This is a genomic window from bacterium, from assembly GCA_024742285.1.
Classification (GTDB): Bacteria; Myxococcota_A; UBA9160; order UBA9160; family UBA4427; genus UBA4427.
In genome coordinates this window covers 52821-67864 of sequence record JANSYR010000015.1, presented here as the reverse complement: position 1 = coordinate 67864, position 15044 = coordinate 52821, and the positions used below count along the sequence as shown (strand labels likewise).

Genomic DNA, 15044 nt, shown 5'->3' with positions numbered 1-15044 from the left:
CGCCCTCGTGCGGTGCTTCGGGGCCGGACCCGCCGTCTCCCCCGCGAAGTTGTTCGGGCATCCCAGCTGTCATAACGTCCGGCCGTCCCAAGTCCGCGACCCCACGAAGGTTTTCGGGGTCGCCATTCGTCGGATCGTGCGTCCTTCACGTCTCGTGGCGGACGACCCTCTTGAATTGGGGAGCACGACCCCCGACCCGATCCGGGAAGCCCATCGGGTACCCCGAGGAGAACAGTGATCCATGGCACGTGAAGCCGTCATCGTCGGAAGCCTCCGCACCGGTCTGACCAAGGCCCACCGCGGTTCCTTCAACCTCACCGAGCCCGTCGACTATACGGCGCATGTGATGCGCGAGGTCGTGAACGAGCAGCCGAACCTCGACAAGGCCGAGATCGAGGACGTGATCCTCGGCTGCGGTCACCCGGAAGGCTGCATGGGCATGAACATGGCCCGCATCGCCTCGATGGTCGCGGACATTCCGCAGACGGCGGCCGCGACGACGGTCAACCGCTTCTGCTCCTCGGGCTCGCAGGCCGTCATGATGGCCGCCAACTCGATCCTGCAGGACGGCGCGGACGTGGCGATCGGCGCGGGCGTCGAGACGATCACGATGATGCAGGACGGGACCCAGAACCGGACCCGCCTCGCCAACGCGACGGCGGCCGAGCGCTTCCCGGGCCTCTACCACCCGATGGGCATCACCGCGGAGTGCGTGGCCGAGCGCTACGGCATCTCCCGCGAGGACCAGGACGCCTACGCGCTCCAGAGCCAGCAGCGCTACGCCGAGGCGGTCGAGAAGGGTTGGATCGCGGAAGAGATCTCGCCCATGAAGGTCACCCGCAAGGTCCAGCCGAAGGACGGCGACGCCTACGACGAGGAGTTCGTGGTCGAGAAGGACGAGTGCAACCGTCCGCAGACGACCCTCGAAGGCCTCCAGAAGCTCGCGCCGGTCTTCAAGCCGGCGGAGGAGGGCGGCACGGTCACGGCCGGCAACGCCTCCCAGCTCTCCGACGGCGCTTCGGCGACGCTCCTGATGAGCGCGGATCGCGCGAAGGCGCTCAACATCGAGCCCCTCGCCATCTACCGCGGCTCCGCCGTCGCCGGCTGCGGCCCCGAGGAGATGGGCATCGGTCCGGTCTTCGCGGTCCCGAAGCTCCTCAAGCGCCACGGCCTCACGATGAACGACATCGACATCGTCGAGCTCAACGAGGCCTTCGCGTCGCAGCTGCTCTACTGCCAGCGCGAGCTCGGCATCGACAACGACAAGCTGAACCCGACCGGCGGCTCGATCTCGATCGGCCACCCCTTCGGCATGACGGGCAGCCGCATGACGGGGCTGCTCGTTCGCCAGCTGAAGCGGACCGGCAAGCGCTATGGGATCGTCACGATGTGTGTCGGCGGCGGACAGGGCTTCGCCAGCCTCTTCGAGGCTGCGTAGGCGGGCGCGGATAGCACGCCATCTTCGAGAGCTTCTCGCTTCGCGGTCCTCGGCGTACGGGAGTACGCCTGCGGGTGCGAAGCTCCGAGGCTCTCGAATCTGACGCACTCTCCACGCCCTCCGGCGGCTTCTGCAATTGAAGCTCGTCCGGTTGCTCGAGACTGAAACGCCCCGGCTCCGTTTGGAGCCGGGGCGTTGGTCGTTCGGTGGATGCGAAACGCCGAACGATGGAGATCTGTGGTTCGTCAGTTGTGGGCTTCGGGGTAGGCGGCCTCGTAGCGTTGGAGGGCGAAGGCGGCTTCGGTGCGGTTGGTGACGTCGAGGGCTTCGAAGAGGGCTGCGAGGTGGCTCTTGACGGTGTAGCAGGAGATGTCGAGGACGCGGCCGATCTCGCGGTTCGTGAGGCCGCGGGCGACGAGGCGGAGGACTTCGAGGCGGCGCGGGGTCAGCGCGGCGACGTGTTGGGCGAGGAAGTCGGTCTCGTCGGCCGGGGGCGGTGTCATCGTGGACGGCGGAGCGGGGAGTTCGTCGGCCGAGGCGCCGTGGGCGGTGAAGCCGGCGACGAAGTAGTCCCAGGCGAGGGCGACCACGGCTTCCTCTTCGACGGGCGATCCTTGGCGGATCCGGGCGAGGACCCGCTCGAGGCCGGCGTGCGCGTGTCGGTCGAGTCGGGTCTCCCGCGGCGTCTCGGAGGGGGAGTCGCTTTCCATCTCGTGTCTCTCCTCGTTCGAGGGGATCGCGCTTCCTTGTCGGGTTCGTCCCGGCGAGTGGGCGCTGTCCCCTCGATGGACAGCAGGGTGTCCGAGTCGCCGGATTCCGGGAAGTGCGCAATGGCTGCCGAAGCGAACCGGCGCCGTCGCTCGGGCTACGGGCCACCGTCCCCCCTCCGAGCGCACATCGGCCGCCGCCCGAGCGCGGGAATCGAGGCCGATCGGAGCGCCCCGGAATGGGTTCGTGGGGAGGGGTGTCGAGGGCATCCGGGGTTCGCATCGCCGCTGGAAGCGAACCCACGAGGTGCTTTGGGGGCGTCTGGAGCGTGCTCAGGACGATGGAAGCGGGACTAGTCCGTATGGACGAGGCATGCGTCGCGGAGCCATCGAACCCTGCGCGCCCAGAGGAGGACACCCACCATGTTCCATGAGACCACGAAGCGTTTTCGAGTGACCCGAACCCTGATCGCCAGCGCCGCGCTGCTGGCGTTGGCCACCGTCGGCTGCGCCGGCGCCGGTATGTCGCGCGTCGCCGAGGAGGCGGACCGCCCCCTGACCAGCGCCGTCTTCGCGACCCTCGACGGGGCGGCGCTCGACGCGCTCTCCGCCCTGCGCACCGACACGAATCCGGCGACCCGGGACCGCTTTCGCGTCGGGCGGATCCTCGCGGTGCCCGGCGGCTACGTCTGGGAAGCGCCCGCCGTGGCGAAGCCGGGTCCGCGCCCGGTCGTGCGTCTGTCTTCCGGCCCGGATCACGTGGCGACCTACCTGGCCCGGGATCCCCGCGTGAGCGGCAACCGTGCCGCCCTCGAGCGCCACCACGCCCGGATCGAGCGTGCCCTGGTCGAGCGGCGCGATGCCCGCCACCGGCCGCTCTTCGTGCTGACCGAGGTCGGCCGCGTGCTCGCCTACCGCGGCGAAAGCGGACGGGAGGAGCTGCCCAGCTTCGCGGCGAACCGGTAGGGGCACGACGGTCGACTACCGCTCGCGGCGGGCCGCCTGCTTGAGGCGGATCAGAGCTTCGATCGCCTCGTCGCACTCGCGGTCGATCGCGTCCATCTCGTCGTTCGAGATCAGGTCGTCCTCGATCGCCCGGAGCACGGTCTGGACGGCTTCCCCCGCTTCGACCATCGCTTCGCTGGCGTGGACGGCGACGGTGGCGAGCGGGGCGGGGGTCGAGTCCGCGGATTCGTCCGGGACGAGCCGGTAGCCGAGTCGACCTGCCAGGAGGTGAAGGGGAGCGAGGGCATCGTGGGGCTTGCGATGCTCGCTCGCGACGCGCATCAGGATCTCGAGGCGTTCGCCGGGGGACCGCTTGTCCGATTCGGCCTGGCCCCACTGCTGGACGGCGCGAGGAGACAGCCCGAGGGCGCGTCCGATGGCCGGGGCACAGCCCCACGTCGCGCGCTGGAAGGCCGCGCTCCACTCCTGACGTTCGATCGGTTCGCTCATGCCCCCGAGTCTATCGCCGCAGCGCATCGCGCGCGGCCCTCCGTTCCGCGCCTAGCCCGCCGCGGTCTCCGCGTCCGGGAGGGAGAGCCAGAGCCGGAGCAGGTGGCGCTTGCGGTCCGGGTGTTCGCGGTAGGCGTTCCGGGCGTGGACCACGGTGTGGTTCGAGAGGAGCTGGATGTCGCCGGGCTCGAGCGCCATGTCGAGCCGGACCTCGGGGTCGTTCCCGATCGCGTCGTAGCGATCGAGGGCGCGGGCGCGCGCCGGAGAGAGGGGGCCGATCTCGGCGAGGCGTTGGGCGGACCGGAAGTACGCCCCGTGGAAGAACGTGCGGAGAACGCCGTCCGCGCCGAAGCGGCAGGGAGGCATCTCGAAGAAGGGGCGGTCGCCTTCCGGCTGCTCGTCCCGACGATCGACGGCGAAGGGCTCGAAGAGCAGCCGCGCCGCCTCGGGATCCGCTTCGAAGAGCCGGTTCCAGATCGTGACCGAGCTGGCGATCCGGCTCGCGCCGCCCTCGGCCGCGTCGACCAGGCAGAGCAGCCCGACGACGTCGGCGGCGTCGCAGTGGTAGCCGATGTCGGCGGTCGTCCGGTAGAGCCGGACGTTCGGCTGGTCCGCCTGCTCGCCGTAGTCGATCACGTGACCGAGGAGCTCGTCCCTCGCGTTCTGGGCGCCCGGGATTCCGACGAGGTGGCCGAGCAGCCAGTACGCGCGGCTCGATCGCGCTTCGCCCCAGCGGTCGACCGGCAGGCCCGTGAGGACGACGAAGCCCCGTCCCGTGCAGAGTGCCCGACGCCAGGCCGCGGCCCGCTTCTCGAGGGTGGGGAGCCCGCGGCCGTCGAGCTCGGCGAGGGAAAGCCCGTCGGCCTCGATCCGGTCGAGCGCGGCGTCCAGCTCGGCGATCTCGTCCGGCTGAAGCGCTTCTCGCCACGCATCCGGGTCAGCGCGGAGCTCCCGACCAAGCCAGGCGGAGGGCGTTTCGATCGGCGCGGCAGGGATTTCCGTGTGGTCCCGGATGAAGTACTTGAGCGACTGTTCGCCGAAGCTGCGGTAGGCGCGGGGCGCCGCGTCGGCGGCCGCCATCAGCTCGGGTCCAGGTCGACCGTCTTCGCGTAGTCTGCCAGGACGGTGCCCGCGAAGAAGTCCGGGTTCGCGCCGGCGAAGAGACGGATCGCGTTGTCGCACATGAAGTCCCGGAACTGCGCCGGATCCATCCAGCCGTACTCGACGTGCTCGAACGCCTCCGGCAGGACCTCGTCCATGTGGGCCACGTCCCAGTGGCCGATGTCCGAGGAGAAGATCGGACGCATCGGCCGGTCGCCGGGCAGCCGCTTCGTGTCGAAGGCGATGCCCGCCAGGCGGTCGTCCGCCTCGCAGCCGAAGAAGCAGTTCGTCGTGACCTGCCGGTAGATGTCTTCCTTCGACTCGATCCCCGCCGCCCCGAAGTCGTTCACGACATGGGGCGTGTTCGTCGACGTCGCGAAGAGGTTGCCCCAGCCGTCGACGACCGGTTCGAGGGCGCCCCGGTGTTCGGCGACGAGCGCATCGAAGCGGTCGCCGTCCATCTTCGACGGGTCGCGATCCTCGAGACCCTTCGGCGCGCGCTTCTCGAAGTGCTCGACGAGGCCGGTGTACATCTGGAGCGCCCAGGCGACGCCGCCCTCGAGGAAGCCGACGCGCAGCTCGGGGAAGCGGTGGAAGACGCCGCCGAAGAACATCGACTTGGCGGTCGTGTCGTTCGCGCCGGCGAAGGCGCCCATGTGGTTGAAGGAGAAGTTCGTGGTCGAGCGCCGGCCGCTCCAGCCCATCGACGAGGAGTGGAAGGTCGGGGCGATCCCGAGCGCGACGAGCTTCGCCCAGACCGGGTCGTAGTCGTAGGGGCTGTCCAGACCGAGCCCGTCGATCCAGAACGCGTGATCGTTCCCGTCCTCGAAGGTGCGGCGCGCGAAGCCGCCGAGGACTGCGGCCTTCATCCCGAGCTCACCGGTCGCGTAGTCGAGCTCTTCGAGGGCCTCCTCGGGCGTGAAGGTCGGGATCACGGCGACCGGGATCAGCCGATCGCCCATGCCCTCGCACTGGTCCTTCGCGTAGCGGTTGTACGCGCGACAGGAAGCGCGGCGCATCTTCTCGTCGCGCTGGGCGGGACAGTTCAGGCCGACGCTCGGGTAGACGACGGCGAGATCGATGCCGAGCTCGTCCAGGCGGTCGTAGAGGAGACGCATCGCCGTCGACGTCGCGAGATCCTTCGCGTCGTTCGGGAAGCCCCACCAGGGGCTGCGGTAGGCCCGTCCCCGTTCGCGCTCTTCGGGGGATTGCATCTGCCAGGGCGCGCTCCCGTCGAAGTTGGCGCCCTGGCTGTAGGCCATGAAGCCGCCCTCGATCCCCTCCTCCTTGAGGTAGCGATCGAAGGTCGGGGCGTACTCGATCAGGTGACCATCGGCATCGAGGACGGGGTGGTCGAGGGAGGCGCGGAGCTCGGCGGGCGTCTTGTTCATCCGGACATCGTAGCGACTCACGGGCGGCCTTCTCGGCCGATCGATCCGGCCGAGACGGGGCCTGCGAGCGCCTTTCGAGCGCTCTAGGCTCTCCGGACCCATTCCGCGCGAAGCGCGCCCCCTCTCGAAGGAGCCCACGATGTCCGGACCCCAGATCAACGCCGGCGAGATCGCCGACTGGCCGATCCTCAAAGTCGACTACCTGACCGACCCCGACAAGGTCGCCGCGCTCCTGCCGCCGGGCATCGAGCCCGGAGCCGAGCCCCACGTCCAGCTCTCGATCTACCAGGTCGCCGTTCCCAACGTCCCGGAGTATGGCGTCTTCATGACCGTCGACGCGGACTACCGCGGAACGGAAGGCGTCTACACCCTCGGCTACGGGATCGACCAGGAGAGCGCCGTCTTCATCTCGCGCGACATGAACGGGCAGCCGAAGTACCCCTGCGACATCGACTTCTACCGCTTCCAGGACTCGGTCAGCGCCCGCTGCACCCACCAGGGCTATACGTTCATCGAGTTCGAGGGCGAGGCCGGCGAGGCGCTCCCGCAGCGCGAGAACCACGTCGAGTACGAGTGGTGGATCAAGGTCCTGCGCGCGGTCGGTGGCGCGGAGAAGGCGTACGACTTCCCGCCCCACGTCGTCCAGGTGAAGAGCACCTACGCGACCAAGGCCGAGCTCGCCGTCGAAGGAACCGTCGCGCTCCTCGACAGCCCCTGGGATCCGATCGCGTCGCTCCTGCCGGTCCGCGACTACCAGGGCGCGCGACTCTGGTGGCCCGAGTTCCTCGGTCGCGAGATCACCCTCGAAGGCCCGCTCGATCCCGAGGCCTACTGGCCCTTCGTGGACACGATCAGCGGCTCGCGCTGGCCGGGCTTCATGGGCGGTCCGAAGCCGGCCTGATCGCGGCGGATTCGACGACCAGCGATTCGAGACGCGGGTGCTCTTCGGAGCGCCCGCGTCGTCGTTTCGGGGCGGGGCGGGGCGGGGGGGCGGGACGGGACGGGACGGACTCGACTAGAGCCGCGCGCGCGGGCTGCCGACGTCGACGACGCCGATCCCCAGATAGCTGTCGTAGCCGAGCAGTCCCTGGACGCGTTCGGGCATCTCGCGCACCGCCTCGATCGGCGTGCTCAGGAAGAAGTTCTCCTCCGTCCGGAGCCAGCCGACCACGAAGCCGGTGAACAGGCCGCGGCGGGACCGGTCGGTCGTCGTATTCGCGCCGCCGCTGTGCAGGGTCGACCCGAGGTAGAAGACCGCCGAGCCTGCCGGCATCTCCGCGTAGGCGATCTCCTCTTCCTTGGCGATGCGGTCGAGGGGCCAGCGATGACTGCCGGGGACGACCCGCGTGGCGCCGTTGTCCCGGGTGAAGTCGGACAGGGCGAAGATCGCCTCGATCTCGAGCTGGGGCTGGCTGAAGGGATCCGGGTGGGCGTGCTTCGGATGGTGCATCCACGCCTGGTCGTCCCGGTGGAGGTCCTGAACGGTCTCGCCGGGACCGATCTGGATCAGCTGCGCCGTATTCAACAGGTAGTGCACGCAGTGGGGCTTCAGATAGTGGTCGGCGACGCCGAGCAGGCGCTCGTCCTGGACCACGTCGACGAAGGTCTTCGACTTGCCCGGCAGACCGTCGATCCGGATCGTCTCGAAGCCATAGAACGGCTGCATGAACTCGATGTGGTTCGGGACGCCCGGCGCGGTCTCGGCGATGAGTCCGTCGAGGTCCGCGTTCAGGCTGGCGAGCCGTTCGTCCGAGAGCGCGCCTTCGACGATCGCGCAGCCGTCGCGGTCGAGGGTCTCGATCAGCTTCTCGTGCGGGAGGTCGGCGGCGAACCGTTCGATGGAAGCGGACATGGCATCGACTCCTCTGCAGAAGAAGAGACGATAGGCCGCTCGATCAGACCCCGCTCTCGCGCAGGATCGCCAGGATCCGTCGCAGCGGTTCCGCGGCGCCCCAGAGGAGCTGGTCGCCGACCGTGAACGCGGCCAGATAGTGGTCGCCGAGACGCATCTTGCGGACGCGGCCCACCGGGATGTCGAGGGTGCCGGTGACCGCCGTCGGGGTCAGCTGCGCGAGCGTCGATTCCTTGTCGTTCGGCACGAGGCGCACCCATTCATTGGCCTCGTCGAGCATCGGCTCGATCTCGTCGAGGGGGACGTCCGTGCGAAGCTTGATCGTGAACGCCTGCGAGTGGCAGCGCATGGCGCCCACGCGCACGCAGATCGAGTCGATCGGAATCTGTGCGTCGGCCGGCCGACCGAGGATCTTGTTGCCCTCCGCGAACGCCTTCCACTCTTCGCGGGTGTCGCCGAACGGCTGCGCCGAGTCGATCCACGGGAGCAGGCTCGCCGCGAGGGGGGCGCCGAAATTCTCGGTCGGCATCGCGTCGCTGCGCAGGGTCTCGGTTACCTGCGTGTCGACCGGGATGATGTTCGTCGCCGGGTCGGCGAGGAGCTCGGCCGCGCCCGCGTGGAGCGTGCCCATCTGCGAAACGAGCTCGCGCATGTGGCGCGCGCCGCCACCGCTGGCCGCCTGATAGGTCATGCAGGTCATCCACTCGACAAGGTCTTCGCGGAAGAGCCCGTGGAGGGCGAGCAGCATGAGCGACACCGTGCAGTTGCCGCCGACGAAGTTCTTGTAGCCTTCGGCGATGCCCTGGTCGATCAGGTCGCGGTTCAGCGGATCGAGGACGATGATCGAGTCCTCGTCCATGCGCTTGGCGCTCGCGGCGTCGATCCAGAACCCGTTCCACCCCTGCTCGCGCAGCTGGGGTAGGACCTGCTTGGTGTAGTCGCCGCCCTGGCAGGTGAGTACGACCTGGTGCTTCGAGAGGGCGGACACGTCGTAGGCGTCGCCGAGGGGCAGGGAGCCGCTGCCCCCTCCTTGTGACAAGTCCGGGCCGTCCTCGCCCACCTGGCTCGTCGAGTAGAACGTCGTCGTCAGCCCGGCGAAATCTCCCTCGGCGCGCATGCGCTCGAGGAGTACGGATCCAACCATTCCCCGCCAACCGACGATTCCGACGTTTTCGATGCTCATGATGGCGGGTTCATTAGCAAAAACAGGGAGATGCATCGAGTTCGAGACGTCGTTCTACGCGGAACCGGGGCGTCGGCTCGCGGCACGATCAGGGGGCGCCGAACGAAGCACCGCGGCGGGATCGCACGGGCCCGCGAGCCCCGCGGGCGGTACGCTCCTCGGCGCCCCGATGCCGTCGAGAGGCGGGCAGGGGACCAGCAGGAGGTGGACATGAAGGACCGCGGGATCACGTCGAAGAAGCGGGTCGAACGCATCGCGGGAGGACTGGCCGTCGCCGTCGTCGCGACGAGCGTGGGCTGCGCGACCGGGCGGGTGTCGAACGTCGATGCCTATGACGACGTGCCGATGAACCGGGTCGTTCCGTATCCGTCCCAGGAGGAGCTGCGCAAGCGCGCCTTCGAGCTGGTGATCGTCGACCGGCCCGCGGTCGGGATCGAGGAGGGGCTGCTCGATCGGCCGCGCGCGCAGGTCCGACGCGCGCTCGAGGGGGTGGCGGCCGATGCCGGCGCCACGGTGATCGATCGTTCCCTGAGCGAGCTCGGTGCGCTCCGGACCGAGGGCGTCCTCGGTGAACTCGAGGGACGCGAGACCGAGGAGGTGACCGGCGCCGACTACGCGCTCGCGACCCGCTTCTCGAAGTACCAGTACGCGGCGAGCTGGAAGAAGCCCTTCAAGCTCCCGTGGCAGTCCGACGAGGAGGTCGCCTCGAAGCCCGGGACCTGTGAACACACGGCGGCGGTCGAGCTCGACATCCAGATGATCGAGGTCGGGAGCAACGACACGGTCGCGCGCACCTTCGCCCTCGAACACCAGGCACAGCAGGAGACGAAGGATCTCGACCCGGCGTGCGCGCTCCCGCCGGTCACCCTCTCCGTGCTCTTCGAGAAGGCCCTCGACGAGGCGCTGTCGTGTCTCGACCTGCCGCTGGGCGCCGCGCTCGCGCCGCGGGGCCACCTGACCGGCCACCGCAAGGCGCCCGGCGCCGATCGCCACATCTACCGCATCACCCTCGGTTCGGGGCAGGGGATCGAGCCCGGCGACGGGATCGAGGTCCGGCGGGAGCAGCGATCGATGAGCCCGACCGGCGCGGAGACGCGGGAGGAGCGGGTGATCGCGACCGGGGAAGTCACCGACCAGGTGCGGCCCCAGCAGTCGTGGGTCGCGATCGATCCGTCGAAGGCGTCGGACTCGATCCTCGATGGTGATCTCGTGCGGCCGGTCTTCTCCGAGGGGTTGCTCTCGCGGATGACCGGACCGGACTGTGACGAGATCCTGACCGAGCGCTAGGCGTGCCGCGCGACTAGCGGCCGGCGGCCTCGTCGAGGACGCTGAAGGCGGCGAGGGTCTCGCGTAGATCGTTGAGGGCCTGGCGACGCGCGCGATCCGGGTCGGACTTCGAGTGGCCGCGTCCCACACGCTCGCTCTCCCGGACCACCGTCCCGCCGGGCTCGAGGACCGCGAAGGTCGAGCGTATCTTGGCGACGTGACGGCTCGCGACGTCGGCTTCGGTCAGCTCGGAGCGGATGTCGATGCAGACGGCGTCGGGGCTTCGGCACTCGCCGTTCCGCGTGCGGAGACGGTCGGCGACGAGCCGCGACTCGACCCAGCTCGCGATCTCACGAGAGGCGGGATCGGCCCGGACCTCGAAGACCAGGGCCCGGCGCGCGGCCTCGTCGACGGCGCGCCAGTCTGCGCGGCGCGCTTCCCAGGCGCCGCGATCGAAATCGACGACCAGGACATCGACGAGGGAGACGAGATGGCTCACCCGTTCGCGGCGCACCGCCGTGTGCTCGAGGGCGATCAAGCGGCGGAGGGCCGAGCCCTTCGCGGTCTCGAGCTCGAGGTCGATCTCGTCGGCGGTCCGGACGAGCTCGGCGCGGGTCTCGGAGGCCAGGCGTCGGCGGTCGATGCGGACCTCCGCCCAGTACGTCCCGTTGCTTTCGGCGGAGCGGGTTCGTCGCCAGCCCGTGAAGCGCGTGCCGGCCACGCGCGTCTCGATCACCTGCTCGAGGGATTCGATCGTGCGGCCGTCGGTCTCCTCGTAGCGATCCGTGAGGGCGCTCTCGACCGAGACGGAGAGCCGGGAGGCCACGTCCTGGAGGGCGTGTCGTGTGGCCTCCTCCAGGCTCGCCCCCGAGCCGACGCCGATCTCGATCTGCGTCTCCCGGCTCGGGTCCGCCAGCGCCCACTCGGGGACGCTCGAGAGCGTCGGCGGTGGCGCGGCAGCGACGGCGGGCAGGCGGGGCACCGTCGGCGTGCTCGCGCAGGCCACCAGCAGGCCCGCGAGGCAGGCCGTCGCGACGATCCGGGGGGTGAGGGGCAACATCGGTTCCAGCTTAGCAACTCAGTGCCCGGGAGAGCGGGTCGCGTTACGGACGCAGGGCGCCGCGATCCCGCGACCGGGCCTCTATACTCGCGCGCCGCGGGGCGCCGCCGACGGCGCCACCGAACGAAGACGCCTGATGAAGGAAGACGATGCTGCTCGAGCTGGCCCGGGAACGGAGAGACGACGTCGCGATCGACGAGGGCGGGCGGACGCGCACTTTCGGCGAGCTCGCGGATCGCGTGCTCCGTTTTGCGCATTTTCTGCGTCACGACGTGGGCCTCGGACCGCGCGAGCACTATTCGCTCCTGATGGGCAACTGTCTCGAGGCCGCCGAGCTGATCCTCGGCGGGATCGCCTCGAGTCAGTGGGTGACGCCGATCAACTGGCACCTCGCCGAAGAGGAGATCGAGTACGTCGTCGACGATTCGCAGTCGCGGCTGCTCTTCACCGACGCCCGCTACGCGGAGTCCGCCCGACGGATCGCCTCGACGCGCCCGGGTCTTCGCGTGATCGAGGTCGGTGACGAGCTCGATGGACTGCTCGATGCGGTCTCGCCCGGGTCGCTCGATCTCGAAGCGCCCGGCGGCGGGAACATGATCTACACGAGCGGGACGACGGGTCGGCCGAAAGGCGTGAAGCGGGCGGCCCCTCCGACCGTGGGCGAAGCGTTGGTCGGCCTCGGCGGGATCGGGGCGCCGGTCGGGCTCGACGGCTCCGGTCCGCATCTGATCACGGGACCGATGTACCACGCGGCGCCGCTCATGTTCTCGATCTACGACAACGCGAACGGTGCGCCCATCCACATCATGCAGCGCTGGGACGAGTCCGCCTGCCTCGACTGGATCATGCGCCGGGAGGTCGCCCACGTTCATCTCGTCCCGACGATGTTCGTCCGCCTGCTGCGGCTGCCCGACGAGGAACGCGCCGCCTTCTCGGCGCCGAAGCTGACGCTCGCGCTCCACGGAGCCGCGCCGATCTCGGCACCGGTCAAGCGGCGGATGATCGAATGGTGGGGCCCGATCCTGCGCGAGTACTGGGGCGGGACCGAGGGCGGGGTCAACACCCTGATCGACTCGGAGGAGTGGCTCGCGCATCCCGGCACGGTCGGCCGCGCGCTCCCGAACTTCGATGTCTTCGCCGTCGACGACGCGGGCGCGCGGCTTCCCCCCGGCGAGGTCGGCGACCTCTATTGTCGCAACCGTTCGTCGGATCGTCCCTTCGAGTATCACGGCGATGACGAGAAGACCGAGTCGGCCTACCTCGAGCCGGGGGTCTTCACGATCGGCGACGTGGGCTACCTCGACGAGGAGGGCTACGTCCATCTGGCCGATCGGAAGTCGAACATGATCATCTCGGGCGGCGTGAACATCTACCCGATGGAGATCGAGCAAGTCCTCCAGGAGCATCCGGCCATCGGCGACGTCGGCGTCTTCGGGATTCCGGACGACGAGTGGGGCGAACAGGTGAAGGCCGCCGTGGAGCTGCGTGCGGGATTCGAGGCGAGCGGCGATCTGGAGACCGAGATCCTCGCCTTCGCCCGAGAACACCTCGCCGGCTACAAGGTGCCCCGGTCGATCGATTTCGAGGACGAGCTGCCGCGTCACCCGAGCGGCAAGCTCTACATCCGTCGTCTGCGCGACCGCTACTGGGCCGATCAGGGCCGCAACATCTAGAACGGAGGAGCCCGTGGCGCGTACGATCGATGAAGTCGAAGCTCGTCTCGCGGTGGCGTCCCCGTGGTTCGATCCGAACCCTGTGAAGGTGGAGGCGGCCGTCGCCCTGGTGCTGCGGGAAGTCGAGGACGACCTCGAGGCGCTCTTCATCCGTCGCGCCGAGCACGAAGACGATCCCTGGTCGGGAGATCTGGCGTTCCCCGGCGGCCGGATCGATCCGGGAGATGCGGACGGACGCGCCGCGGCGGTTCGGGAGACGTTGGAGGAGCTCTCCCTCGACCTCTCCTCCGGGCGCCCGATCGGCCGGATCAGCGACGTCCTCGGCTTCGCCGAGTCGATCCGGGTCTCGGCCTACGTGTATGCGATCCAGGGCGATCCGCCGCTCGTGCCGAACTACGAGATCCGGGAGGCTTTCTGGTCCCCGCTCTCCCACAGCGACGACCCGGCGCGTCAGGAGATGCGCGACTTCACCTACATGGATCAGACCGCGGCGATGCCCACGATCCGGCTGCTGGACGATCCCCGCGCGCCCGTACTGTGGGGCATCACGTACAAGTTCATGGACGACTTCATGGGCGCCATCGGTCGGCCGATCCCGTTCATGCCCTGGGAAGAGGGCGACCAGGGCGCGTCGATGGGGGATCGGTAGGGGCCATCGACCTCGGCGCTCGGGTCAGACCGGTTTCGGCGCGTTCGCGCTGTCGCGATCGCGGGGCAGCTCGTCCAGGACCTGGAATCGGACCTGGCCGCGGGCGACGAGGACGTCGTCGGAGGGGCGCTGGATGCGGACCTCCCAGACGTGCTGGCGGCGGCCCGCGTGGAGCGGCTCGGCTTCGATCTCGAGCAGGCCTTCCGAGTGGCTCCGCAGGAAGTCGGTCTGGTTGGAGACGCCGACGACACCGACGGCGCCTTTCTCGCGCGCCAGAAATCCCGCGCCGTAGCTCGCCGCGGTCTCGACGATCGAGGCCCAGACGCCCCCGTGGAGGATGCCCATCGGCTGATGGTGCTTCTCGCTCGTCTCGAGGCGCATGCGGACCCGGCCCGGCGAGATCTCGACGACCTCGATTCCGAGGTAGGTCGCCCAGCGGTCCGCTTCCGGGACGTTCGCGAACGTGGGGGTCTCGCTCACTTCCCGACCTTCGCCGCTTCGCGTTCGGATTTCATGACGGCGCTCTGCTTCTGCTCGTTCTTCATGGCTTCGGCCATCGAGTGGGCGCCGCCGTAGTAGAGCGCAGCCTTCGCGTGGCGCAGCACGATTGGATTGATCTCCGCCATCTCGCGGGCCATCGCCTGGGCCGTCGGGAGGACCTCCTCCTTGGGGACCGACCTGTTCACGAGGCCGATCTGCTCGGCCTCCGGGCCGAGGATCTTCTTCGCGGTCAGCACGAGCTCCTGGGCCTTCGCCATGCCCACGATCTGCGGGAGCAGGTGGGTGGAGCCCAGGCCCGGCAGGATCCCGAGCTTGCCGAACACGAAGCCGATCTTCGCGTCGTCCGCGGCGATCCGGATGTCGCAGGGCATCGCCATCGTGATCCCGACGCCGACCGCATGGCCGTTCATCGCCGCGATCACGGGCTTCGGGAAATCGCAGATCTCGAGGGGCAGCTTGCGGAGGAAATCCTCCTCGCCGAGGCGCACGCCCTTCGACTTGCTCTGACCCGCCTCGTGGGCCTTCAGATGCTCGAGGTCGACCCCGGCACAGAAGGCCTTGCCGGCGCCGGTCAGCACCACCGCGCGGACCGCGTCGTCGCGCTGGAGCGCGCGGAAGGCCTGGGTGATCTCCTCTCCCATGTCTGCGGTGTACGCGTTCAGCTTGTCGGGACGGTTCATCGTGATCGTGGCGATGCCGTCGTCGAGATCGAGGAGGATGTCGTCGTAGCTCATGAATTCGTTCCTGGTCGCAAGGGGGAAGGGGGTC

The 15044-nt window shown here is 69.2% G+C and carries 15 protein-coding genes; 6 read left to right on the top strand and 9 right to left on the bottom strand.

The genetic code is table 11. The annotated features are described in order from the left end of the window. The first annotated feature begins 241 nt into the window (after positions 1–241). On the top strand, positions 242–1438 hold the full coding sequence (locus NXI30_23095; protein ID MCR9097119.1) for a thiolase family protein: 1197 nt from the start codon (positions 242–244) through the stop codon (positions 1436–1438). Positions 1439–1683: 245 nt separating this feature from the next. Here the strand turns inward: NXI30_23095 and NXI30_23090 are convergent, their stop codons facing one another. Continuing rightward, the gene (locus NXI30_23090; protein ID MCR9097118.1) at positions 1684–2148 is read right to left on the bottom strand and encodes a LuxR C-terminal-related transcriptional regulator; all 465 of its coding nucleotides are present in this window, start codon (positions 2146–2148) and stop codon (positions 1684–1686) included. 420 nt (positions 2149–2568) lie between these two features. Between NXI30_23090 and NXI30_23085 the strand changes: the two genes are divergently transcribed. Further along, the gene (locus tag NXI30_23085) at positions 2569–3111 is read left to right on the top strand and encodes a hypothetical protein (protein MCR9097117.1); all 543 of its coding nucleotides are present in this window, start codon (positions 2569–2571) and stop codon (positions 3109–3111) included. A 15-nt stretch (positions 3112–3126) separates the two neighbouring features. On the opposite strand, the gene NXI30_23080 is transcribed toward NXI30_23085, so the two are convergent. Genes NXI30_23080 through NXI30_23070 form a run of 3 tightly spaced genes read right to left on the bottom strand, consistent with a single transcriptional unit; the run spans position 3127 to position 6113 of the window. After that, positions 3127–3600 (bottom strand): hypothetical protein, encoded by a 474-nt coding sequence (locus NXI30_23080; GenBank protein ID MCR9097116.1) that lies wholly within the window; start codon positions 3598–3600, stop codon positions 3127–3129. Positions 3601–3651: 51 nt separating this feature from the next. Beyond that, positions 3652–4680 carry a TauD/TfdA family dioxygenase gene (locus tag NXI30_23075; protein MCR9097115.1) on the bottom strand — a complete coding sequence of 343 codons (1029 nt, stop codon included), beginning with the start codon at positions 4678–4680 and terminating at the stop codon, positions 3652–3654. Beyond that, on the bottom strand, positions 4680–6113 hold the full coding sequence (locus tag NXI30_23070) for an amidohydrolase (GenBank protein MCR9097114.1): 1434 nt from the start codon (positions 6111–6113) through the stop codon (positions 4680–4682). Before NXI30_23070 ends, NXI30_23075 begins: the two co-directional genes overlap by 1 nt. Before the next feature lie 79 nt (positions 6114–6192). On the opposite strand from NXI30_23070, the gene NXI30_23065 reads away from it, so the two are divergent. Then, positions 6193–6993: an acetoacetate decarboxylase family protein gene (locus NXI30_23065; GenBank protein MCR9097113.1), complete on the top strand. Its 801-nt coding sequence runs from the start codon at positions 6193–6195 to the stop codon at positions 6991–6993. A 114-nt stretch (positions 6994–7107) separates the two neighbouring features. Here the strand turns inward: NXI30_23065 and NXI30_23060 are convergent, their stop codons facing one another. Then, on the bottom strand, positions 7108–7944 hold the full coding sequence (locus NXI30_23060) for a phytanoyl-CoA dioxygenase family protein (GenBank protein MCR9097112.1): 837 nt from the start codon (positions 7942–7944) through the stop codon (positions 7108–7110). A 43-nt stretch (positions 7945–7987) separates the two neighbouring features. Continuing rightward, the gene (gene asd / locus NXI30_23055; protein MCR9097111.1) at positions 7988–9121 is read right to left on the bottom strand and encodes an aspartate-semialdehyde dehydrogenase; all 1134 of its coding nucleotides are present in this window, start codon (positions 9119–9121) and stop codon (positions 7988–7990) included. 216 nt (positions 9122–9337) lie between these two features. Here asd and NXI30_23050 point away from each other — a divergent pair, with 216 nt between their 5' ends. Next, positions 9338–10414, top strand: a complete 1077-nt coding sequence (locus NXI30_23050; protein ID MCR9097110.1) for a hypothetical protein — start codon at positions 9338–9340, stop codon at positions 10412–10414. A gap of 13 nt (positions 10415–10427) precedes the next feature. On the opposite strand, the gene NXI30_23045 is transcribed toward NXI30_23050, so the two are convergent. Further along, on the bottom strand, positions 10428–11453 hold the full coding sequence (locus NXI30_23045; GenBank protein MCR9097109.1) for an LPP20 family lipoprotein: 1026 nt from the start codon (positions 11451–11453) through the stop codon (positions 10428–10430). Positions 11454–11602: 149 nt separating this feature from the next. Between NXI30_23045 and NXI30_23040 the strand changes: the two genes are divergently transcribed. Both NXI30_23040 and NXI30_23035 read left to right on the top strand, forming a co-directional pair. Beyond that, on the top strand, positions 11603–13126 hold the full coding sequence (locus tag NXI30_23040; protein ID MCR9097108.1) for an AMP-binding protein: 1524 nt from the start codon (positions 11603–11605) through the stop codon (positions 13124–13126). Between the two features lie 13 nt (positions 13127–13139). Further along, a complete protein-coding gene (locus NXI30_23035; protein MCR9097107.1) occupies positions 13140–13775 on the top strand; it encodes a CoA pyrophosphatase in 636 nt (211 codons plus the stop codon). 24 nt (positions 13776–13799) lie between these two features. On the opposite strand, the gene NXI30_23030 is transcribed toward NXI30_23035, so the two are convergent. Continuing rightward, on the bottom strand, positions 13800–14255 hold the full coding sequence (locus NXI30_23030; GenBank protein ID MCR9097106.1) for a PaaI family thioesterase: 456 nt from the start codon (positions 14253–14255) through the stop codon (positions 13800–13802). Further along, positions 14252–15010: an enoyl-CoA hydratase/isomerase family protein gene (locus NXI30_23025; protein ID MCR9097105.1), complete on the bottom strand. Its 759-nt coding sequence runs from the start codon at positions 15008–15010 to the stop codon at positions 14252–14254. Before NXI30_23025 ends, NXI30_23030 begins: the two co-directional genes overlap by 4 nt. Positions 15011–15044 lie beyond the last annotated feature (34 nt).